This is a genomic window from uncultured Dokdonia sp. (assembly GCF_947492815.1).
Lineage (GTDB): Bacteria > Bacteroidota > Bacteroidia > Flavobacteriales > Flavobacteriaceae > Dokdonia.
This window is the reverse complement of record NZ_CANLOB010000003.1, coordinates 63,247-87,660: the sequence shown is the minus strand read 5'-3', so window position 1 is coordinate 87,660 and position 24,414 is coordinate 63,247. Positions and strand designations below refer to the sequence as shown.

Below are 24,414 nucleotides of genomic sequence, written 5' to 3'. Positions count from 1 at the left end.
CCTGAGCGATAGTCGAAGGACGGGAATGACGATATGAAACAAAAAGAACACATATTAATTATTGGGGCAGGTCTTTGCGGATCGTTATTAGGATTACGCATGGTACAAAGAGGCTATAAAGTTACTATTGTAGAAAAACGCCCAGATCCAAGAGAGGTGCATCAAGATGCAGGACGTTCTATCAATCTTGCGTTTTCTGATAGAGGGATGAAAGGAATCAAATTGGTAGGTCTTGAAGATGCCGTTCGTACCTTATGCATTCCTATGAATGGACGTATGATTCACGATCCTAAAGGAAATACCTTTTTTAGTCCGTATAGTGGTCGTACAGATGAATATATCAATTCTATATCTCGTAGTGATCTTAATTTGATGTTATTAAATGAAGCAGACAAATTTGATGATCTGACCATTCATTTTAATTTAGGATGTAAAGAGGTAGATCTTGAAAATGCTACAGCTACTTTTAAAGAGTATACGACAGGAGACATCCAAACATTCTCTGGAGATATTGTTTTAGGTACCGATGGTGCTGGATCATCACTTCGCAAGAGTATGTATCTAAGCAAGAAATTCTTATTTAGTTTTTCTCAGGAATATTTAGGTCATGGGTATAAAGAGCTTTCGATTCCGCCTACTGAAGGTGGAGGGTATCGTACTGAAAAAAATGCCCTTCATATTTGGCCGCGTGGTCGTGATATGATTATTGCACTTCCTAATTTAGATGGAAGCTTCACAGTAACGTTATTCCTAGATTATGATGATGCGCCTGATAGTTTTGCCTCTCTAAATTCGCCAGAAGCCATTACAGAATATTTCACGCGACAATTTCCCGATGCGGTAGCGATGATGCCTAACTTAATCCAAGAGTTTCAAGAAAACCCAACGGGACCGTTAGGAACTATTAAATGTAGCCCTTGGCATTCCTTTGGAAAGACATGTATCCTTGGAGATGCAGCACATGCGATTGTTCCTTTTTATGGGCAAGGTATGAATGCTAGTTTTGAAGATGTGGTTGTTTTTGATGCCGTTCTTGAAAAATACCAAGGAGATTGGGAAACCGTGTTTAAAGAATACGAAAAGGCACGTAAAAAAGATACTGATGCGATTGCTGACCTTGCTGTAGATAATTTCCATGAAATGAAAGAGCATACAGCAAATCCATTATTTCAAGAAAAACGGAAATTAGAAACGGCTTTTGAAAAGGAGTATCCTAATGAGTATTACTCAAAGTATAGTTTAGTAACATTCAATGAGAATATAGGTTACAGAGAAGCCATGTTACGAGGAAGAGCTCAAGACAAAGCGATACTAAGCTTACTCAGTGAAGGGGCCCTTTCTGATGATCTTTCGCTTAAAGCGAAACTAGAAAAAATCCAACAAGAAACAAATGACATACTGCATGATGATGCCATTGTCGAAAATTTATAACCATGAGTAGTAATTTAGTAGAAGGCAAAGCGAGTCCGCGAGGGGCATATCCACATGTAAAACGTGCTGGTGATTTTTTATTTATTTCAGGAACGAGTAGTCGACTTCCAGACAATACATTTGCTGGTGTCAACAAAATAGACGACATGGGTACTATGCATTTGGATATTAAAGAGCAAACACGTGCTGTCCTAGAAAACATTAAAGATTACTTGGCTACCGAAGGAGCAACGATGGCAGATGTCGTAGATGTGACTTCCTTTTTGGTAAATATGAATGATTTTGCAGGATATAATCAAGTGTATGCCGAGTATTTTAGTAAAGAAACGGGGCCTGCACGTACTACCGTAGCGGTACATCAATTACCACACCCGCATTTGGTGGTTGAAATCAAGGTGATGGCATATAAGCCTATTGAAAATTAGAAATACAAAATACGAAGTACGAAGTTTCGTTTAGGTGTAGATTTTAAATCTCATACAATCCTATACATATCAACTCTTAAAATTTATTTCAATATGCATCATCTCATTTGTACAGGTATAAATGATACACTACTCAATTCAAATCGATATTTAAAATAAATCACAAATGGAAGTTTTAGAATGGATTCAAAATTGGTTTAAGGATCATTGCGATGGCGAATGGGAACATAGTGATGGCATCCAAATCACCACCATAGATAATCCTGGATGGGATGTTGAAATTGATATTTCCAATACTTCCATAGCTAATATTCATGTCCCATGGATACTTAACGAAACGAATGCACAAAATTGGTATGGAGTTAAAATTGAAAACCAAAAATTTAATGCTTCGGGTGATCCCGACAAACTAACATTTCTACTAGGTTTATTTAAAGAGATGATTCAGAAAATTGAACATTAATATAACTCCTAAACATCAAAATGTATCACCTCATTTGTACCGACATAGATGATACGTTATTTAGACCTTAGCGTATAATTACTATAAACCATTTGATATGGCATTATCGAAAAAAGGAACTCGAAAAATAGAAGTTGACGGAAATCATTTTCTCTATAAAATCTCTAAGTTAAAAAGTAAAGCAAACTGGAGAGTACAGAAAAATGAATTAGACAATACATTTATGCGATATGCCAAGCATTATGGCCTTGGAAGTGTAAAAGACGCTAGTATACATATTGTAATACAATCTGCTACAAACCCTATTTCTAAGATGTACATTGCCTGTCACACATTAATAGTTGATGGGTTTATGGGGCCTGAACAAATTATTCAGATAACACCAAAATTGATTTCCATTTTACTTAGTAAAGGAATTAAAAACGGATGGGATCCTGCTAAAAAAGAAGACTTCAGAATGGAAATCATCCAAAAGAATACTCATAAAAAGAAACCTGTTATTCTTGAATTCCCGCATGGAACAAGTATAAAAGATTACGAAAATTTAGATACACTTATTGAAATACATCTTAATGAGTAAAAGCATTATTCTTTCATTAGTTTTGTCTCTACTTTTTAAAACATATAAAGTGTAATGAACTATACTCTTATTTGTACCGACATAGATGGAACCTTACTCAATGCAGATCGATATTTGAGTGATGCTACAGTGTCTGCTTTCGGGAACCTGCCTACCGATAAGGCAGGAGCGAATTTCCCAGTTGTACTAGCTTCCTCTCGTATGCCAAGTGCCATGCATTATTTACAAAAAGGTTTAGGCATTCAAAATGCTCCTTTGATTGCCTATAATGGAGGGCTTATTTTAGGCGAAAATGGTATTTGTATAGAAAGTAACACCATGCCTTTAATTGTCCTAGAAGATCTTCTTACACATCATAAAAAGCACACGTACAACTTAAGTATTTATGCTGATGATGATTGGTTTACAGATCAAGAAGATTTCTGGAGCTTACGCGAAATAAATAACACTAGAGTCACGCCTACTTACCAAGAAGGATCTGAAAGTTATACGTTCTTAAAAACAAACCAACGAGCACCCCATAAATTAATGTGCATGGGAGATGCTTCTGAAATAGATAGCATTGTTTCGTATCTCGCAGATCGTCATGACAAAGAAGTGCACTTATATCGCTCTAAAGACACCTATTTGGAAATTACCCCAAAATATATAGACAAAGCAAAAGCACTTCAAATCTTATTAGAGCATAGCTTTGATTTTGGAATGGATAAGGTGATTGCTTTTGGCGATAATCATAATGACGAAGAATTACTCAAACATGCTGGTTTTGGAGTTGCTGTGGCTAATGCTACCGATAAGCTCAAAGCAATTGCAAATTACACCAGTGCATTTAAAAATAAAGAGGATGCTGTCGCCAAAGCTATTGAGGAGTTTGTACATCTTTAACGTAATCATCCACTAAAATGAGTAATCCAGATAATATCACCTGTAAATGTCCCGGAGGAATGAATGCTAAAGATTCTTCTATTGTCGATAGACTACACATCAAATTAAATCAAAAAGTAAAAAAAGGAGAATTACTAGCGATCTTATCGAGTGGAGATTATGAAATGAAACTAACTGCAGATGCTGACGGAATCGTAACGGAATTATTCGTTGAAGAAAATCAAACGTTATATAAGAATGATATGATGTGGATAATTCAGAGTCGCTAAAGCTATTTAGGCGTTTCTCTTATGAGATAAAAGAATATAGATCGCTTCACGTATAGAACATAGACTGTTTCTTATTACAATCTTTACGTATTTAAACCTTTTAGATAACCCGTCATTATGTGGTTATGATTTTGACATCAAGAACCTTTTGATCATAGCTATAAAAAAGCAGGTTATCACATAAAATATTGTAAATTAGTTTTATACTAATATTGCCAGTAATGTTGAGAAACATCGTATTCCAAGATTTTTCACTTATTCGAATGACCAGTTAACTCATTTCTATTTTTCCAATTAAAAGAATTGAAATAGTTTTGAGAAAACCAAAAAAATGAAAGACCTAACATTAATAATACTTCTAACATTTTGTCATCTGACAGTTAAAGCAGACCAATGGACTGACCCAAGTTGGAAAAAAATGATTGCCGAATCAGATGCCATTGCCTTAGTAGAGTATGTTAGTGATGGTGATTTCAGAGCACAAGCAAAAATTATAAAAATCTACAAAGGAAAAATTAGTTCGGATTTGATATGGATTTCAGGTTTCAGTAATCGTTATGGACCAATTGACAAAATGAAAATTGGAGACAAATTCATTGTTTTTTTAAATAAGAATAAGCCTTCAAAAAGAAATCTTGAATATTGGGAAGAACAAATAAAAAAAGACAAAGAACTTATAACTTATGTCAACGCTTTAAAAAACAATAATGCTTACTATGTTTGGACACCAACAGCAGGAGACTTAAAAGTTAAGTCAAAAAAAGTACAATATGACTTGACTCAAACTACATTTTATGATAACCAAAAATTCTATTCACTTAAAGAATTTGACCAGTTTCTAAATTCATTTAACAGTAACAGAAAGAACTTTCATAATTATTTATTATCCAAACTTAACAACAATTTATCTAATGATAAAACATCACAAATTTTGATGATGTTATATCTAACATCATACAAAAAATACAATTCTATTTATGAAGACATCTATAAAACTAATGTAGATAATTCGCTTTATGCTTTAGCAAAACTATTGGGAAATGTAAAAAGTAATTCGTCAAGGGATTTATTGGTTAAATTACTAGATAACGAAAATGGTGTTGTACAAGGAGAAGCTGTTAGACAACTATCAACCGAAGGTTCTAACTTTATCGGGCCAATATTACTATCAAAACTTTCAAAAGCTGGAGAAGATGGTATTTATCCTCAAAACTTAATGAATCCTGTTCAAAATAGTGTGGACGGAGGAAAAATTGAAATTATCAAAACTTTGGGAGACTTAAAATACAAACCAGCAATTCCAAAATTATTGCCATTACTGAACACGGAAAATGAATACTTGTTTATGACAACATTCAATGTTCTCAATAATTTGGGAACTAAAGAATATATACCTTACTTAAATAGTCACTTGGAAAAGGGAACAAATGACTTAATTTATGAAATATGTGATTTAATAACCGAAAATAATTTAACAGAATGTATTCCATCATTAATGTCATATATCTCAAATCACGACAGAACTATTCACCCTAGTAAGGAGTTTACAATTTCTTGGTGCTGCGGACTTTCTAATTTTGACAATCGAGAAGTCAGAGAATTTCTCGTCTCAGATTTTAAGAAAGTTATGAAAATGAAAAGAGGTGAAAGTATTGACAATAAAAAAGACTGGCTTCAAGAATACATTTCATCATTCAATCAATTAAAAATGATAGAGGTAAAATCACTTATCTATGATGCAATGTTTGAATATTATGGTTTTAATTCAAAATTCAGGAAAGACAACCTTCTTTTTGATAAGAAACAAAAGGCTGAGAACGAATTTAGAAAAAAAATCTCATCAGTGGAAAAAGATTCAGATATAGAAAGAATTGATTTTTTGTTACAAATCGACTCAAAAACTGATGCAATTATTAACTATTCGTTGAATGTAATAATAAACTCTAACAAAGACAAATGGAAAGAAATTGAGCCGACTTTTAATTCTGTTCGAGATAAATTAATTGAACAGGGGTATAACAAAGAGAATATAAGACTTACAACAGGTTATATGGTTCAAAATTTAGGAGGCAGCGAACCTTTAGAATTTAAAGATGGACTAATGACAGAATTTCTAAAGTATATCTCAACTAATCCCGACAAAGAGGATTTGATTTTTTTACAAAAGCTATCTGAATTTGAATATGCAAAAACGGATTATGAAAAGAGGAAATTAAAAACAGCAATTGAGAGTTGTAAATCAATCCTTAACTAAAAAAACTACTGACAACAACGTGTATAAAACATAGCTATTATAGACTTTACGAGAGGTTTTTGCTTATTTACAAAATACGCTAAATTTTTTATTTGGTTATATTTATAAAAGAAAAGAATAAAAAATTCGGCTCATGTTAAATCCGAAAAGTTAGCGTTTATTTATACGCTACGTTTCATATACAAACCCATAGGCTACAATTAAAGACAAACTTTAAGGACAAGAATAAAAATGGAATTATTAAACAAAAAAGAATACTCAATACCAATTTTTATTCTCTTTGTCTTTTTTATGTTTTACAAACCTGTAGTTTGTTTTTTAATTCTTGGTTCTTTGACTACTTTAATCGGAATAAAATCTTGGATTTTTATAGTTAATATTCAAAAAAACGGAATTAAAAGTATTGGAAAAATACTTTCCTATGAATCTGATGAAGATGGACATAAAACACCAACGATTGAATTTAAAACCAAAAAAGGGAATCAAATAAAGAAAAAACCATATTATTATGCGTCAACTGATTTGAGTAAAATTAAAACTTATAAAAATAAAATTAATGAATCTGTTTCTGTATTATATGACAAAAAGAACCCTGAAAAATTTGTTATCGAAACTGAACGGGATTTTAATTATTTCAGTCTGATTTTAATTATTTTAGTTGGAGTAGTTTTTTTGACAGTTGGAACTTTAAGTCTTTTAGAAATTATACAAATTATTTTTTAAAATAACTGTGGTCAACATTGCATAAATTTAATTACTAAGGCACATGTCTACTTGGAAAAATCCTTGGGTTTTCTACTGTCGTTTACCTTTTACTATCTTTAGTACTTTAAACCGTAACTAAAATTATACGAGACGTTGTGCTTAATGCCGAAACGAACATCTATGAGAAAAATAAACATTCTAATTTCACTATTAATTCCATTAATTGGATTTAGTCAAAACGATTATCTAACCGAATACCAAAAAGCAGAAAATCTTTTACAAACAAACAAAATTGATTCTGCTTTTGTGAAATTTAAGGAATTAGAAAAAAGTCTTCCAAAAAATGACACTTTATACGAATATGCTCTTTGGTATAAAGTGGGAACTGCAACTCATTTACAGGAACTAAATCGTTTTCAAGAAAATTTTAACGAATCTCTTAAATATGCAAAAGAGGCGCTTGACGGAATTGAAAAAGGAATAGAAATATTTGACGAGGAATTTGCTAAAAGAAAATATTTTATGATAAAAAATATAATTGTTTCATACTATGGATTAGGGAATTTCGAAGAAGGAAAAAAATGGAAACAGAAAATGTATGAGGCTAAAAGAAATGATATGCTTCCCGATGGAATTGATGAATTTTTCAATTATGACTTTTTTAAATTTGAGGATAAAAATGTTTGGGGTTATGAATGGTATGCTGAATTACCAAAAGACCGATTTTCAAGCAGTTTTACCAAAATAGTCTATTATGTATACAATACAAATTCAGATGGTTCAGATAAAAACCAACTTTACCGATTACACGTTTTAATGTTTCATGGCAACAATGAAAATTTTGATTATGTTATGGATAAGAGACTTGAAACAGCGACAGAAGATGTTAGCGGAACATTATATTCTTATACTTACAAAGAAGAAATTGACTTTGAGCAACTTAAAAAGGATGTGAAGGAAGTTCTTAAAGGTAACTTACAGCCTGATACCAAAAGAACTACGACTAAAGATAAAGACGGAAAAGTCAAAGTCGATGTGAAAATGAATAACAAAAAACACTAAGCAAAATAATGGCTATAAGTAATTGCTTCTACTCGCTTACTTCTAGTTATTTTGAAATTAATAAATCTTCAGTAACAAGTTAGGACCAGGGCAATTCAGTTTATAAAACTCCAATATATTTTACGTCATAAAAAACGGAAAGTTTATAATAAAGCGTACTGAAAAGATTATCATATGAAGAACGGAAAGTTTAAAATAAAACGTTCCGAAAAATACGTTTTATTTTAAACAACCACCCCCTAACCCAGTTATTTGATTTAGTAAATATTCAACAGTATATTAGGATCGGGACAATTCTCTTTATAAAAAGGTAGTGAGTTTTTAGAGCATACACCTGGATAATCACCTTGATTTCCTTGCATATCAATAATGATTTGAAAATGTAAATGGGGTGCATAATCTCCATTTTCAAATGGGCGTCCTAAGGTGGCGATTTGTTCCCCTGCTTTTATGTCTTTCCCCACTTCTAAATCATCTAGCGAACTTTTACTTAAATGACCATAAAGTGTATGGAATGTAAAACCCTCTACCGTATGACTAAGTATAATGGTAGGACCATAATCACCAAAATTGGTGTTTTCTTGAAAGCTATGAATCTTTCCATCTAACGGCGTCATGACAGCTGTACCTGCGTCACACCATAAATCAATCCCTAAATGAATATTACGGGTATCATCTGGATGTGCTGCTTGAAAATAGTCAGAACGATCATATAATTTACGTTTTTCCAAATACCCTCCATACGCCACTTTCGCTTGTTTTTCTTTCAGAAATTCTTGCAATTCTAAATGATGCCTTTCTGGGTCTTTTAGCACTGCTACATCTAATGCCTTATTACCACTTGATAAATCTAATGGGGTATAATCGGCGTATTTAAAATCGGGATTAATGATAGGAATAAAAGAAGTAGATACCTCAGGTAGTGTCATAGCAAATGGAATTTTGATACCAAAAATAGGAATTCTCTTGTAACGAGATTCACAAAAGAACAGTCTTACTAAAAAAGATACTCATGAAACAACACCTTTGGATTTTAGAACGTACGTGCCGTATCTATGTTTGGTCAAAAATTTGGATCTATGGTATTGGAAAAATAGTAGGAGGTCAATTTCATCGTACGGGGCATATTCCTGAAGAAATTGCCAAAACGCCTATTGCTGAGGTTGGAAGTTTTGATTTGGCTTGGACCTTCTTTGGATATTCAGAAGGGTATATTTGGTTTATAGGACTCTCACAAATAGTAGGAGGTGGTCTATTACTCTTCAATAAAACAAAAATTGTAGGAGTAGGAATTCTAATTCCAATACTCCTAAACATTATTGTCGTAGATTTCTTTTTTGAGATTTCAAATGGCGCAATGCTTAGTGCTATTGTATATTTTTTAATGTGTTGCTACATTCTGTATTACAACAAAAAACAGCTCATAGCGGCTGTAAAAAGGATACTGGAAACCTCGAAGGTTTCTAGAACTAAAAAAAGAATTTGGATAGGATATGGTTTTGTAATACTGTTTGTGGGATTACTAACGGTTGTTGAGGTATTTCTAATAAACTGGGTAGGTCGATAATTATTTTAATACAACATCACTATATTTTGCTGTAATGGTAATCACATTGGATGTATTACGAGATTTATGAAACCCGTTTACCATAGATGTTTTATTACTTTTTACCGTTTTCGTTTCCAATTGTCTTGGTACTAAAAACTCATTTAGTTCTCCACTATAGTTGAAGTTAAAAGCACTATCAGGCAAGTTCAAAACAAGGTCACTATTCTCTAAAATAATGGACAAAGAGCCAAAATCATCCACTACATTAGAAATAGATAATTGACCAAAAGATCCTGTAAGCAAACCTGCTCCTGACAGCGTATTAATAACCACATTACTAGAACTTGAAGTCAGTGCAATGTCTTTTGCATTTCCAATGGTACATTCTTTTACGTGACTTGTTTCCAATTCACCTCCATTCCATGTCCCTATAGAAACTGGACTGTAAGAAACATTGATGGAGGTATCTCCTCCATCAATGTTTGTAGCTGCAAGGCTACCATGTGATATCATAGCTTTTGGATTATATACCGCCGCCATTTTTACTTTACCATAACGTACATTAAGATCTAATTCTGCCTTTTTAGGCATCTTAATAATAATAACACGCTTTACATTACGACTAGATCGATCATCCGTATCATAGTCAAAATGAAAATTATTCTTTTTATTTCTATGGTTTTTCTCCCACTCATCTTCATTATCTTCTACCCACTTCTCTATTTTTTTTCCAAAGTTCTCTCCCCATTCTTCCATATTCTTTCCGAAATCTTCTCCCCATTTCTCCATGTCTTTTCCGAACTCTTCTCCCCAGTTTTCAAAAACTTTTTCTAAAGATTCTCCAAACTCTTCTCCCCATTCTTCCATATCGACTTCAAAGTTATCTCCCCATTTTTCCATGTCTTCTAACCAAGCATCAACCTCACGTACTCTTACATTCGTATCGTACTTTCTATTTAGCTTATCTACATAGTCCTGCTTATCTTTACGATATTCATTATCGTTAAAATTCATATTTCCATCATCACTAAAAGGCCATCTTGGAATATCTTTAAGACTACGTAATGCACCTCCTAAAAATCCGTCTCCAGAAAAATCATTTTCTTTCTCCCACTTCTCCATAGCTTTATCAAACTCAGGACCAAAGCTATCTTCCATTTCCTTCTCATAACGCTTTAAGTATGCTCTTCCTTCTTTACGATATGCCTCATGATCAAACTTTGTTTTCCCTAGTTCTTCATAAAACTCTACAGGTAACGGCGTTCCTGTAAGACCTTCTAAAACAGGTCCGACAACACCTTCTAGAACAGGCTCTACAATACTAAGTGTCCCTCCAATCAGTTCTTCTAAATCGATTTTTAGATCAAGGTCATCTAAATCATCCAAACGAATTACAGTATCATTTCCTCTATATCCGCTAGAACTACTTACACGGATACGATCACTATTCCCACTCACAGATAAATCCCAATCTCTTATCGCTCTATCTGCATCTTCTCCTTCTACATAGGCTTCTACAGAAACCTCATTTTTGTTCCATGTTTCAAAAATCACATCTGCATAACGAGTGTCTACTTCTATTTCAACATCTTTATTAGTGTTAAAACGTTCTTTTAGTTTTTCTTTTTTGGCTTGTGCTAGCACATTTCCTGATAGCATCATACAGATTGCTATTAGAAACCAATATATTTTTGTTGTGTTCATTTTAATATTTTTTAGATCGTTTGGATCGCATCTTGTTGAGATGCTTTTAATTCGGCCAATTTGCGTTTCAGTTTTGATAACAATTCTACACGTAGTCTTAAGTTATCTATCATGGCATTTACCATTTCTTCACTGATTCCGCTTTCTGAAATCTCTTTATTTAATCGTTGGTACTCTTCATCTAGTTCGCTTAATTGCTTCATGAAAGAATCGATAAGTTCTTTATTCTCATCATTAATTTCTAGTCGCGTTAATTCTAGATTGATACTCGCTAGGTAATAATCTTCTACTTTTTTAAAGTCAGGAGATATCTCACTTAACTGTATGGTTCTTTCTTTTTTTACTTTTACTTCTGTTGATACAACTGAGTTTCCTGGGTCCGCTTTCGCGAAAGCGTACTTAGAAATACTCCATACAATACCAGCAGCTAGGATAAGCATTGCGGCTATCTTCATAAAAAAGAAAATGTTTCTTTTAGAACCACTAGTCTCTTCTTGTTGAGGTAATGCTTGTGCGAGACGGTCTTCAAAACGAGATTGATGTCCTTCTCTTAATTGCGTTACTTCGGTATCTTCTGCTTGCTTTAGCATTTTTCTAAGATCCTGTGCCATAGCTTTCTTTTTTTAATTGTGCCTGTAACTTTTTCTTACCGCGGTGCACCATGGTACGAGAAGCTACAGATGTTATATTTAAAATTTCTGAAATTTCCTGATGATCGTATCCTTCAATAAGGAATAGCATAAGCGGATAACGATATTTTTCAGGCAACTCAGCAATAGTTTTTTTTACGTGATCTACCGTGACTTCATCTCCTACATTCCAGTCTTCGGTATCTTCATCTACTTTGCCTATCACTTCTTCATTAAGAGGGATAATTGTTGCTTTTTTGGCCTTAATCATATCGAGACTTTTATTAATCACAATACGTTTTAACCAAGCGCCAAAAGTAACCTCTCCAGTAAACTGATGTAACTTTGCAAAGGCATTGATAAACCCTTCATGCATCGCTTCTTCAGCTTCAAACGCATTTTTTAAAAATCGGAAAGCCACGTGGTACATACCATCACAGTATTTATTGTACAGTTGCAACTGTGCTTTTCGATCGTTGCGTTTACATTGTTCTATGATATCAGTTGTAAGCAAAGTATGGTTTTTGGTTAGTGTATACACCTTTTAAAATGAGGTGCTTTTTATTTGCTATTCGATCTAAATACGATACGAATTTTATGATGTTGCAAAAAAAATAAAAAAAGTTTCATCTTTTCAAATGTACTACCTTTACTTTACACTAAATTTACTGTATTTACAGGAGTTTCCATGCAGAAAATAATTACAAAGAAATAATTTTTGGATTCTAATAAAGGACATAAAAAGGTGATTAAAGGGATCAATCCTGCTTTTGCAAAAGGAAAAAAGCAACGGACAAAACAGCTTCTTGATATAGAAATGCTGGCTAAAGATATTATTGCTGGTAATCATACAGCTTTATCTAGAGGAATCACTTTAGTAGAAAGTACCGTCTTAAAACATCAAGAACTAGCACAATCACTTATAGAAAAATGCCTTGCGCATGCTAATTCTTCTATACGTATAGGAATTACAGGAGTGCCTGGTGTGGGTAAAAGTACTTTTATTGAATCTTTTGGAAGCTATCTTACAAACTTAGGAAAAAAGGTAGCTGTACTCGCCGTAGATCCATCTAGTTCTTTATCACATGGAAGTATTCTAGGAGATAAAACCCGAATGGCCGAGCTCTCTCAGGATAAAAATGCTTTTATAAGGCCTTCTGCTTCTGGTGACTCTTTAGGAGGTGTTGCTCGCAAAACGAGAGAGGCAATTATACTGTGTGAGGCCGCTGGCTTTGATACGATTATTATCGAAACTGTAGGGGTAGGTCAAAGTGAAACCATCGTACACTCCATGGTAGATTTCTTTTTACTTTTAAAATTGGCTGGAGCTGGTGATGAGTTACAGGGCATTAAAAGAGGAATTATAGAAATGGCAGATGCCATTGTGATCAATAAAGCCGATGGTAAAAATGAAAGATCTGCTAGGCTTGCTAAGACCGCTTTCGCGAAAGCGTTACATTTATATCCTCCAAAGGATAGTCACTGGACACCCACAGTAAGTACTTGTAGTGCTATTGAGCATAAAGGAATTTCTGATATCTGGCAAGGTATTCTTTCTTATAAAACACTTACACAAGAGAACGGATATTTTACTACAAAACGCCACGAGCAAAATACCTATTGGTTATTGCAAACCATTGAAAATAGTTTAAAAGAAAATTTTTATAGAGATACACAGGTAAAAGAACAACTACCTAGACTATTGGAACAGTTATCAAAAAATGAGATATCTCCATTTATTGCTGCACGAAAATTACTATCTCTAAAGAAAAAATAGCAAACAGAAGATTACAAATTTCTTATAAATCTTCAGACAATTCTTAGAAGCAAAAAAGAATCAATCTAAAGAACAAAGTGTTACAGCTAGATGAGTTCAACTTCCTATTGTATGTAATCTTAAAAGACTCCACAAATAGGCTTTCACTAAAAAACAAATGGCCCGCATTTGCGAGCCATTGTATTAATTAAGCAGTATCTGGACGTCCTTTAAGACGCTTTTCTATCTTACGTTTTTTTTCGGTAAGCCTCTTCATCATATCCATCAGCTCCGGTTCTTTTGTTTCCTTATAAATTTCATTAATTGCTAAAATGAGTCGTTTTGCTTCTCTAGAAGCTACCACACGATCACTTGTCGACATATGACTCATTTTGGAATTTTCAAAAGCTTCCGCTTCAGTTAAAATATCCATAGTTATGTTTGTTTATTCAATAGTTGTTTGAAAGTTCGTAAATGTAAATAAACAAAGTTTATTAAACAAAAAAGATGTATTGATTATGTTTATGTTAACATTTTGTTTATATACACTCTTTTATAGGTAGCGATTCTAATTCACCACAAAACACTATAAATCAATGTTTTATTACAAACTAAAAGATTTTAAAAATACGCTATTTTATGCTATCTATAGGTATTTAATTTTAGCATTTTACATTTTTAAAAGGCTTATTTAGCCTTAAATCATAGGGTGTTTTATAGTTTTCTGTTTAACAACGAACATAATTAGACATACTAATTACACTAAAGCATAAACAAAAAAGGTTCAAATTCTAGTAAAATATTGGTTTTCAAAAGATAGAATTATACGTTTTCTTGAGGTTTTTTCACAAAAAGATAATATCCATTTACCAATAAAATAGCCACATTTGTAATGATAATTGGAATGCTTGTTAGTAAAATCCCGTAAGCAACAAAAAACGCACATCCAAGCGAATTAATAATTCGAAGTTGTCTTATGTCTTTTCTAAAAAAAGATAATAATACAAACAGACTAGCTAAATATCCTACAACCTCTACTGAGTTAAATTCCATATTTCATTTTTATAGGTACAAAACTAAGAATACTGGTAGTATTAAATCACAAATTATTCATGTTTTAACTGAGTTGACTTTTCAAATAACTATATACTATCGTTGCGTAAATATGTTGATTCACAAGCTTCTAAAGAAGAAAAAACATATCAAGGTACAATTTTTATTTATTTAACTAACAAGTATTTACACTCATTTTTTATTGCGGTAAAAATACGCGTAAATCTCTCTGAAGAGGGTTCTAATTTTGAAATACCGTTAGTTAGAAATATTAACCAAAAAACTTAAAAAAATGAAGTTTCTTGTAATCAGCAGACCGAATGGTCAAGATCACGGCTTAGCCGGAACCTACGATGTTGTGGACAATGTTAATGACCACAGCAAAAACCTTAAAAAAGTTATTAAAGACAAAACTGTGGAGAGAGCTTATGCTTTTATCTCTGGTGGTTCTGCCGTTGTTATGAACGCAGACACTACTAAAGAATTAGCAGTTAAGGTACGTAGCAATCCTTTATTTAAGTCAAGTAGCACTGAGATTATCCCAATTGCAGATGCAGTTGATTTTCTTGACGGTGTAGCTGACCACCTTTCTTAAAGGTAAAATGCTTACAAGGCTGTAGCGTGTTTACACGTTGCAGTCTTATTTATCATTTATAATTCTCTTAAAACAACTATTATTACGATGACTTCAGTATTGAACAATTTTGAGATTTTAGCATATTCCCCTTGTGGCACTTTTGATAACCATCAAGTTACTTCACTTTCAAGGTCAGGTGCTACAGGTGTTTTTGATATTGCCTATTGTACAGTATCTCATTATGATTCAATTATAAAAACTTGTAAAAATTCAACATCATTTTTACAAAAAAAATCCCCCATAGGAATACGTGTTTCAAAAGAAACTTATTCCTTAATCCCTCAATTATCGGATATTTTTAAAGATTTTCATGTCACTATTATTCTTAGTCAATATCAAAAAACAATAACTAAAAAAATAGCACTTACTTGTAAAACGTATTCTCATAGATTTCTTATTGAGATTAATCAATTAAAACATGTAAAAGATTCGATAGAGATACTAGCTAATTTACCTAAGAATCAACAAGGAATTATATTTTCTGGCCAAGAAGCTGGAGGTTTTTCAGGAGAAACTGCTAGTTTCTTACTATTACAAAAAGCGATACAAATTGACACTAAAATCCCTAAATACCTAAGGGGTGGTATTGGAGTACACACTGCTTCAGCTTGTTATTCTTTAGGATTATCAGGTATTATTCTTGATGATCAATTATTATTATTAAAAGAATCTCCGCTTAATACTGGAGCAAAGAAAATATTAGAAAAAATAGAAGCCAGAGATACCCATATCTATGGTGCAACATTTTCTACTCCTTATCGTGGAGTTTTTCATCCATTAGTTCCTAGAAGTAAAACACTTCTAAAAGAAATAGAAACTCTTGAAACTTCAACCAATAAAGTAAGTCCAAAAAAATGGAATGAAGTCCTTCAAAAAAATATAGGTTGGGGCGATTCGAAAACTACTGTCTGGCCTATAGGACAGACTATAGAACTAGCAAAAATTTATGCAACTACTTGCAAAACTACAGGGAGATGCATTCAATACTTTAAAAAAGAAATACAGCGCATATCTCAATCTATCAGTGTTCATAAATCAATACTAGCTAAGAATTCACCTTTAGCCCAAACACATGGGACCACATTTCCTATTGTTCAAGGTCCTATGACTCGAGTAAGTGACACTCCTGAATTTGCTAATGCTATTGCAGCTCAAGGAGGATTACCATTTATAGCAGTTGCTTTAAAGAAGAAAGAAATATTAAATACAATTCTAAAAGACACAAAAGAAGTACTTCAAGATAAGTCTTGGGGAGTCGGACTATTAGGCTTTATTGAACCTAATTTATATCGAAGCCAGTTAGAATCTGTATTAACACATAAACCTCCTTTTGCTTTAATCGCTGGAGGACAACCTAATCAAGTAAAAGAACTTGAAGGCCATAATATACCAACATACTTACATGTTCCTTCTGGGGGGTTATTAAAAAGCTTTATACGCCAAGGTGTACGAAAGTTTGTATTTGAAGGAAGAGAGTGTGGTGGTCATGTAGGCCCTATTCATTCATTTCCTTTATGGGAAACTGCTATAGAAATTCTCAAAAAAGAAATTCCAGATAACGAAAAATCAAAAGTACAAATCTTGTTTGCTGGAGGAATTCACGATCGTTTTTCTGCTGCAATTATTACAGCTTTATCATCAGAATTAGCAATTCATGGTATGCAGTCAGGTGTATTAATGGGTACTGCTTATTTAGCAACTAAGGAAGCGATTACAACAAAAGCAATCACTCCTGCTTTTCAAAATATTGTTGTTAAAGAAACTACTTCTGTACTTCTCAATAGTGCTGTAGGTCATTCTAATCGGTGTGTGAAAAGCAACTTTACAGATGAATTTAACTTAAAGCGAAAAGAATTATTACAAAAAAAGACAGATCCAGATACGATAAGAGAGCAGCTTGACGAACTACTTCTAGGAAGATTGAGAATTGCTTCTAAGGGTGTACAAAGAGATGCAAATGGAAATTTTATAGATGTAGCTGAAGAGCAACAAAAGGAAACAGGCATGTTTATGTCTGGAGATATTGCAAAGTTTATAGATAAAGTACAATCTATTCAAGCATTACACGAAGATATTGCCGCTGGAGCTGATTTCATAAAAGAAAAGAAAATCTCAAAAAAGAAAATCTCAAAAAAATCAACCCCAGTAGATATTGCTATTGTAGGAATGAGTGTTCATGTTCCTGGTTCAAAAGAACTAGATTCTTTTTTTGAACATATTATTGCTAAAAAGCAAAGCATTACTGAAATACCTCTAGATCGTTGGGATTGGAGACTATATTATAGTCCAGATAAAAACAACCCTGACAAAATGTATTCTAAATGGGGTGGGTTTATTGATGAAATAGAGTTTGACCCATTAGAGTATGGGATCCCTCCTAAGTCAATTCCTAACATTAGCGTTGCTCAACTACTAAGTTTAGAAGCTGTAAAAAGCAGCCTTACAGATGCTGGATACACTCCTGATGAACTAGATAAAGATAATGTCTCTGTCATTTTTGCTGGTGCAGATGCTGCTGGCCTTTTTGGAAATGAATTAGTACTCAGAAGTACAACACATTTATTTTCTGCCACAGAGCGTGAATATATAAATGAAAGGCTTCCCGTTTGGACAGAAGAAACGTTTCCAGGAACTATTACTAATGTAGTAGCTGGACGAGTGGCAAATCGATTTGATTTTGGAGGAAGTAATTACACTGTAGATGCGGCTTGTGCATCTTCTATTGTCGCTCTAAATAATGGAGTCAGAGAACTCACAAGTCATCGAAGCAATGTTGCTATTGTTGGAGGTGTTGAGATGGGACAAACTCCACATGGTTATATGAGTTTTAGTAAAACACAAGCATTATCTGAAAAAGGAAAAAGTATTCCTTTTGATAAAGATGCAGATGGTATTGTCATTAGTGAAGGTCTAGCTGTACTTGTATTAAAAAGACTTGAAGATGCCGAACGAGATGGAGATACGATTTATTCTGTCATAAAAGGTGTTGCAGGATCTAGTGATGGACGCGCTATGGGAATGACAGCTCCTAGACCTGCAGGTCAAAAGAAAGCATTACAACGCAGTTATGAAGAAGCTGGATTCAGTACTTCTACTATAGATTATTATGAAGCACATGGAACAGGAACTGCTGTAGGAGATCAAGCTGAATTAACATCCATTGCTGAGGTTTTAAAAGAATGTAATACGCCTTCTAAATCAGTTACTATTGGCTCTATAAAAAACCTTATAGGGCATACCAAAATAACAGCTGGTTTAGTAAGTACAGTCAAAACTGCTTTAGCATTACATCATAAAGTGATTCCACCTCAAGGAGGAGTAACTACCCCAAGAGATATCATCAATCATAAAGACTCTCCTCTAAGTCTTCAACAAAAGGCTACTTATTGGCCTAAACCTAAAGATCATCCAAGGAGAGCAGGTATATCAGCCTTTGGTTTTGGAGGTACAAATTATCATGCTGTATTAGAAGAATATGTATCTCCTAATACACTATACGGTCCAGAAAAACATCCATCAGAGTTATTCATATTCAACGCTACTGACAAAGATCAATTAACGCAGCAATTGACAGATTGGACTATAGTATTAGATAGTCATACAGATATATCATTAAAAGATCTTGCTTATACTGCTTATACAAATAGTCTTTCTAAAAAAGACAATTGTAAACTTACTATTGTAACAGATTCTCTAAATTCTTTAAAAGAGAATTTACTTAAAGCTATAAAGCATATAGAAAAACCAGCAAATCAATCATTACCTAAACATTGCAATATATCTTTTAAAAAACAGCAAGTACAAGGAAAAACGGCGATTCTTTTTCCAGGTCAAGGAGCTCAGTATGTACATATGGGGCAAGAGTTAAGTGTTTATTTCTCTCAATTCGGAAATACTACGGAACTCATGCACCAAGCTATTGGTGACAAGTATGAAATCTTGCCATTTAAAACAATCAACCCTCCTGCTAGTTATGATATAGAAACATCAAAAAATCAAGAACTAGCAATCAACAATACACATATAGCACAACCTGCTATAGGGTGGTCTTGTAAAAGTTATTTTGACTTATTTACCTCATTTGGATTACACTACGATTGTTTAGCTGGTCATAGTTACGGAGAATATACTGCTCTCTGCGCAGCAGGTGTTATTTCTGAAGAAGATTTTTTCAAACTATCGGAGCTTAGAGGTCGATTAATGGCTCAAAGCGATAATGGTCTTGGAGGAATGGCTGCTATTTTAGATACTCGTACTTCTGTAGAAAATTATCTAAAAAAACAATCTTTTAAAGATGTTGTTCTTGCAAATCACAATCACACACAACAAGTTGTTATTTCTGGATCAAAAAAAGAAGTACAACAAGTAGCAACTCATTTTAAATCAATAGGGAAGACAACATTTATATTACCTGTTTCTGGTGCATTCCATTCTTCATTGATGCAGAAAGCGCAAGCACCTTTAGCGAAAGCGATAAAAGAAATAACATTTATATCTCCTAAAAAATCAATTTATAATAATACAACGGCACAAGCGTATCCTACAGATACGGTTCAAATAAAAGAACAATTACAGAATCACCTTCTTAAACCTGTAGAATTTGTACACCAAATACAACAGATGTATGATGATGGCGTTCAAAATTTCATTGAATTAGGTCCTAAAAATATTCTTACAAAGTGCGTTAAAGACATTTTAAAAGACACTTCTCATACAGCATATGCAGTAGAAGAACACGGTAAAGATTTTAATAGCTTTTTAAACTTTATAGCAACGCTTTGGATACAAGGATATATAGATAATACAGATAGTTTATATAATGGTAGAACTTGTGACCTTCTATCTATATCAACATTAAAGAATACTGCTCCTAAAGCTCCAAAAACAACAAGTTGGATTGTAAATGGGACCCGTTCTATCCCAGTAAATTCTAAATTTTTAGAAAAACGAAAATCTCCATTATTAACATTAGAAAATATAGATGTTCAAAAAGGGAAGCAACAACCCGTTGTTACACAATCCGATTTGACACCTGCACCAATAGCTCAGAAAACATCTCCTGTTGTTACAAACACACACGTTCCTATGCAAACAAATGATGCTAGAATGGAAGCATATGAAGCTTATCAAAATACCATGACACAATTCTTAAAGACACAAGAAGCAGTCATGCAATCTTTTTTAAATACACCTAACACGTCAATACCACAAGTTGTAAAATCAATTACTCCTGTTCAACCTTCTATTATCCCTACTCCAACTGACATCTCTTCTAAGGTAGATACAAAAACAACAGTTGTCGAAGATACTCCAGCACCTATTAAAAAAACTCCCGTTCAAAAAACAGAAAGTATAGAAACACGTCTTCTTAGTATCATATCACAAAAAACAGGATATCCAGAAGATATGCTTGATCTTACTTTAGATATCGAAGCAGAATTAGGGATTGACTCTATTAAACGTGTTGAGATATTTGATGAAATGCTCAGAACTTTATCTGACCAAGCAATACAAGCTATAAAACAAAATAGTCAAGATATTGTACAAACAAAATATCTAAAAGATTGGATTACACTATTCAAGAAGCATGAACAAATAGAAGATCATTCAGAAGAAAAAGAAACTAAAGAAGTTCAGGCGCAAACTACTGCAAATAGTATCTCAAAAGAATACTTACAACAACAATTAATTACTATTATTTCTGAGCATACTGGATATCCAGATGAGATGATCGATCCTACACTTGATATCGAAGCAGAATTAAGTATCGATTCTATAAAACGAATAGAAATATTTGACACTTTCATAAAAACATTAGATCATCAATATCAAGATAAAATTCAAAAAGCAGCGGAAAAAATAGTTCGTCATAAACGAATTATTGATTGGATATTGATGATTGTAGAAACACTTGATATAACAACAACTACAAGTACTGAAGTTATTTCTACAACATCTAACGCTACTAATCAGATTACTTCAGAAGAATTACAACAAAAGCTTATTTCTATTATTTCAGAACATACAGGATATCCTGATGAAATGATTGATCCTACACTTGATATCGAAGCAGAATTAAGTATCGATTCTATAAAACGAATAGAAATATTTGATACTTTTTTAAAAACATTAAACCAAGTTCAGCAAGATAAAATTCAAAAAGAGGCAGAAAAAATAGTTCGTCATAAACGAATTATTGATTGGATTCAAATGGCTATAGAAGCATTAGGAGTCGAGAAGAATATAATTGATATTTCTAAAGAAGATAAATCAACAGAACCTGTTCGCTTTGCGCGAAATAGTACTCAGAAGCTTATAAGAGAAGACGCACCTCGTTATATAATGAAAGCCATTGAACAAGAGTTACCTCCTTTTAGAAGAAAACTCATTACAGGTTTATACATTATTGTTCCTGATCAATTTCATATCGCCGAAAGAGTTGCTAGTAAATTGGAAGAAGTAGGTGCATTTACAGATATTCTTCCTTCTACTATCTGTTCAGATCCTAAAGCTTTGGAAATACATATTGAAGAACTCAGATCATTATTTGGTCCCGTACAAGGAATCATTCATTTAGGAGCTATTGTTGACCCTAAAAAACAATCTCAAGAAGATTGGGTCACCTCATCTGAATATATATGTAAAACATTATTCCATCTCATTAAAATCTGTGATCAAGATCTCAAGAATACTTCAATCACAGGTTCTAAATCTATTATTGCTGCAACAAATTTTGGCGGATCATACGGTAGAGATTTAGGTTTAAAAGAAAGTTCTCCACTTGGAGGAAGTCACCTAGGTCTTTTAAAATCATTAGAATATGAGTGGGAACATATGCTCCCAAAAACTATTGATTTTGAAACAGAGATACATCCAGCACAAGCAGCACTCTGCATTTTTAAAGAAATACAATCTCCAAATAGTCATTTTGAAGTAGGGTACAAAGAAGGGAAACGTTTTATTTTTAAAGCAGCACATACCCCATTACCTATTGCTCAATCTCAATCTCCTTTAATACCTGAATCAGATTGGGTAATTCTTGTAACGGGAGGCTCTCGAGGAATTACCGCTGAAGTGGCAAAAAAATATGCCGTGCCAGGAGCTCGATTCATTTTAGTAGGGAATGGTCCTTGGGAAGATTTTTCTAGCAATGATGCGACAACTGGTCTAGAAATTTCTCAAATAAGAACTCATTTAATCACTCAATACAAAGCAACTGGCACTAAGATAAAACCAGCTCAAATAGAGGGTGAAATCAAACATATTATCAGAGATAGAGAAATCACTAAAAACATTTCTTATTTACGCAAAAAAGGAGTCATTGTTTCATATGAGCAATGTGATGTTTCTAACAGTCACGTTTTTGGTCAATTAATAGATGGATTATACAACAAGTATAATCGTATAGACATGGTGATCCACGGAGCAGGAATGATCGATGATAAATTTATCTCTGACAAAGCAATAACCTCTTTTGACAAAGTATTTAATACTAAGGTTAGTAGTAGTATGACTTTATATCAAAAGCTTCACTTAGATACTCTTAAATGTATTGCTTTTTTCAGTTCGACTGCTGGTCGTTTTGGAAATAAAGGACAGACAGATTATGCCGCTGCAAACGAAGTCTTGAATAGACTTGCTTGGAAAATAAAAAGTGAACATCCAGAAACAATTGTAAAATCATTCAATTGGGGACCTTGGGCACAAATTGGTATGGCAAGTAATACAGTAAATGAACAGTTTATAAAACGAGGAATCATACCAATAGAGCCTAATGAAGGTGCTACATATTTTGCCCAAGAGTTAAATAATACGAATCCATATGATGTCGAAGTCATCTTTGGACAAGGAACTTGGGATGATAGAAAAACACATCCTATAGAAGAGTTGTTCAATGAGGAATTTTCAACAATAACATTAAACTAACAACTATGGCAACAACAATGTCTCAAGAACAAATTATGTTCTTTTTATCAATCACTTCTAATGCAGGAAGTGATATTACTGGAAGTGGTATTGGAGCTAAAGTAAATGCTGAAATCCAAAAGAAATTAGATATTTTAAACACTCAATCTGATAGTAATTGGAGCATCGTTTGGGGAGCAGGTTTGTTTCAAAATAATCCAGGAGGCGTATTAGATAATACGATGTATGCTGCTTTCAATCCTGACTATATGGGGAAACCTACGTATTTTATCTCTGTAGCAGGAACCAATGCATCTTCTACATTTGATTGGCTAACTGAAGATTTAGATACCTCTACCGTTGTTCAATGGCCATATAGTAAAACAAAAGCAAACATCTCTAAAGGTATTTCTATAGGATTGAGTAAACTTGTTGCGATGCAACCAGAGAAAGGGTTACCTGGAGCTTCTCAAACATTAAATACATTCTTAAGCAAGAATTTATCTCAATATGATGAATATACATTAATTACTGGTGGACATAGTTTAGGAGGTGCTTTATCTCCTTTAGTAGCGTTATGGTTAAAAGACACACAGTCAACATGGGATAAAGATTCTAAAGTTACTGATTTTCAATCCTGGCCATCAGCTGGACAAACACCAGGACTTGAAAATTTCACTACATACTATAATAGTCAAATTCCTAAAACACAACGCATTTTCAATTCTCTAGATGTAGTTCCTCACGCATTTAATAAAGATACTTTAGAAGCTGCCAAAACTTTATACACTCCAGAAATAAACTCATACACCGTAGATCTTTTAATAGACCTAAGACTCTATAAAATAGACCCCTTAATATATACTCAGATAGCAACTACTGATTATGAATTGACAGGTGTCTTAAACAAAGAAATCATTGATCATCTTCCTCTTTTTGATACAGTAAATTACTTTAAGCAAATGGTCTATCAACATGTCGAAGCATATTTTAAACTTCTAGATGTTGATTATGATGCAGAACAAGTGAACAAGGATGCTACTGTTGCTCTCAATAATTTAATTGCCTACGCAAAAAAACACGCAAAAGATCTCTCTTAAAAATATA

The 24,414-nt window shown here is 33.3% G+C and carries 20 protein-coding genes; 14 read left to right on the top strand and 6 right to left on the bottom strand.

Translation table 11 applies throughout. From position 1 onward, the window contains the following. Positions 1-33: 33 nt before the first annotated feature. The 9 genes from Q1A01_RS04795 to Q1A01_RS04755 all read left to right on the top strand — a co-directional run bounded on the left by Q1A01_RS04795 (position 34) and on the right by Q1A01_RS04755 (position 8,074). Positions 34-1,431: an NAD(P)/FAD-dependent oxidoreductase gene (locus Q1A01_RS04795; protein ID WP_299676812.1), complete on the top strand. Its 1,398-nt coding sequence runs from the start codon at positions 34-36 to the stop codon at positions 1,429-1,431. A gap of 2 nt (positions 1,432-1,433) precedes the next feature. Then, positions 1,434-1,856, top strand: coding sequence for a RidA family protein (locus Q1A01_RS04790; RefSeq protein ID WP_299676809.1), 423 nt, complete (start codon positions 1,434-1,436; stop codon positions 1,854-1,856). A gap of 166 nt (positions 1,857-2,022) precedes the next feature. Then, positions 2,023-2,319 (top strand): immunity 53 family protein, encoded by a 297-nt coding sequence (locus Q1A01_RS04785; RefSeq protein WP_299676806.1) that lies wholly within the window; start codon positions 2,023-2,025, stop codon positions 2,317-2,319. 97 nt (positions 2,320-2,416) lie between these two features. Next, complete coding sequence (locus tag Q1A01_RS04780; RefSeq protein ID WP_299676803.1) at positions 2,417-2,899, top strand: hypothetical protein; 483 nt, start codon at positions 2,417-2,419, stop codon at positions 2,897-2,899. Positions 2,900-2,953: 54 nt separating this feature from the next. Continuing rightward, positions 2,954-3,784: a Cof-type HAD-IIB family hydrolase gene (locus Q1A01_RS04775; RefSeq protein ID WP_299676800.1), complete on the top strand. Its 831-nt coding sequence runs from the start codon at positions 2,954-2,956 to the stop codon at positions 3,782-3,784. Between the two features lie 17 nt (positions 3,785-3,801). Next, complete coding sequence (locus tag Q1A01_RS04770) at positions 3,802-4,053, top strand: biotin/lipoyl-binding protein (RefSeq protein ID WP_299676797.1); 252 nt, start codon at positions 3,802-3,804, stop codon at positions 4,051-4,053. Positions 4,054-4,384: 331 nt separating this feature from the next. Continuing rightward, a complete protein-coding gene (locus Q1A01_RS04765; protein WP_299676794.1) occupies positions 4,385-6,307 on the top strand; it encodes a HEAT repeat domain-containing protein in 1,923 nt (640 codons plus the stop codon). Between the two features lie 231 nt (positions 6,308-6,538). After that, on the top strand, positions 6,539-7,030 hold the full coding sequence (locus tag Q1A01_RS04760; protein WP_299676790.1) for a DUF3592 domain-containing protein: 492 nt from the start codon (positions 6,539-6,541) through the stop codon (positions 7,028-7,030). Positions 7,031-7,192: 162 nt separating this feature from the next. Then, positions 7,193-8,074: a hypothetical protein gene (locus Q1A01_RS04755; protein ID WP_299676787.1), complete on the top strand. Its 882-nt coding sequence runs from the start codon at positions 7,193-7,195 to the stop codon at positions 8,072-8,074. Positions 8,075-8,331: 257 nt separating this feature from the next. Here Q1A01_RS04755 and Q1A01_RS04750 read toward each other — a convergent pair whose 3' ends face one another. Then, on the bottom strand, positions 8,332-9,003 hold the full coding sequence (locus Q1A01_RS04750; RefSeq protein ID WP_299676784.1) for a peptidoglycan DD-metalloendopeptidase family protein: 672 nt from the start codon (positions 9,001-9,003) through the stop codon (positions 8,332-8,334). Between the two features lie 83 nt (positions 9,004-9,086). On the opposite strand from Q1A01_RS04750, the gene Q1A01_RS04745 reads away from it, so the two are divergent. Further along, positions 9,087-9,641: a hypothetical protein gene (locus tag Q1A01_RS04745; RefSeq protein ID WP_299676781.1), complete on the top strand. Its 555-nt coding sequence runs from the start codon at positions 9,087-9,089 to the stop codon at positions 9,639-9,641. Here the strand turns inward: Q1A01_RS04745 and Q1A01_RS04740 are convergent, their stop codons facing one another. From Q1A01_RS04740 to Q1A01_RS04730, 3 genes are read right to left on the bottom strand one after another with little or no spacing between them, the layout of a single operon-like run. Continuing rightward, positions 9,642-11,327 (bottom strand): hypothetical protein, encoded by a 1,686-nt coding sequence (locus Q1A01_RS04740; RefSeq protein ID WP_299676778.1) that lies wholly within the window; start codon positions 11,325-11,327, stop codon positions 9,642-9,644. Positions 11,328-11,338: 11 nt separating this feature from the next. Then, positions 11,339-11,938: a hypothetical protein gene (locus Q1A01_RS04735; protein ID WP_299676775.1), complete on the bottom strand. Its 600-nt coding sequence runs from the start codon at positions 11,936-11,938 to the stop codon at positions 11,339-11,341. Continuing rightward, positions 11,922-12,470 carry a sigma-70 family RNA polymerase sigma factor gene (locus tag Q1A01_RS04730; protein ID WP_299676772.1) on the bottom strand — a complete coding sequence of 183 codons (549 nt, stop codon included), beginning with the start codon at positions 12,468-12,470 and terminating at the stop codon, positions 11,922-11,924. The genes Q1A01_RS04735 and Q1A01_RS04730 overlap by 17 nt, the downstream gene beginning before the upstream one ends. A gap of 243 nt (positions 12,471-12,713) precedes the next feature. Between Q1A01_RS04730 and meaB the strand changes: the two genes are divergently transcribed. Continuing rightward, positions 12,714-13,733, top strand: a complete 1,020-nt coding sequence (meaB, locus tag Q1A01_RS04725) for a methylmalonyl Co-A mutase-associated GTPase MeaB (protein ID WP_299677371.1) — start codon at positions 12,714-12,716, stop codon at positions 13,731-13,733. Between the two features lie 187 nt (positions 13,734-13,920). Here meaB and Q1A01_RS04720 read toward each other — a convergent pair whose 3' ends face one another. Together Q1A01_RS04720 and Q1A01_RS04715 are read right to left on the bottom strand one after the other, a co-directional pair. Then, positions 13,921-14,145: a hypothetical protein gene (locus Q1A01_RS04720; protein ID WP_089374008.1), complete on the bottom strand. Its 225-nt coding sequence runs from the start codon at positions 14,143-14,145 to the stop codon at positions 13,921-13,923. 389 nt (positions 14,146-14,534) lie between these two features. Then, positions 14,535-14,765 (bottom strand): YgjV family protein, encoded by a 231-nt coding sequence (locus tag Q1A01_RS04715; protein WP_299676752.1) that lies wholly within the window; start codon positions 14,763-14,765, stop codon positions 14,535-14,537. Between the two features lie 292 nt (positions 14,766-15,057). On the opposite strand from Q1A01_RS04715, the gene Q1A01_RS04710 reads away from it, so the two are divergent. The 3 genes from Q1A01_RS04710 to Q1A01_RS04700 all read left to right on the top strand — a co-directional run bounded on the left by Q1A01_RS04710 (position 15,058) and on the right by Q1A01_RS04700 (position 24,407). Beyond that, the gene (locus Q1A01_RS04710) at positions 15,058-15,360 is read left to right on the top strand and encodes a hypothetical protein (protein WP_299676749.1); all 303 of its coding nucleotides are present in this window, start codon (positions 15,058-15,060) and stop codon (positions 15,358-15,360) included. 87 nt (positions 15,361-15,447) lie between these two features. Next, entirely contained in the window at positions 15,448-23,328 is a 7,881-nt protein-coding gene (locus tag Q1A01_RS04705; protein WP_299676746.1) for a type I polyketide synthase, read from the top strand. 5 nt (positions 23,329-23,333) lie between these two features. Beyond that, the gene (locus Q1A01_RS04700; RefSeq protein WP_299676743.1) at positions 23,334-24,407 is read left to right on the top strand and encodes a hypothetical protein; all 1,074 of its coding nucleotides are present in this window, start codon (positions 23,334-23,336) and stop codon (positions 24,405-24,407) included. Positions 24,408-24,414: the final 7 nt, after the last annotated feature.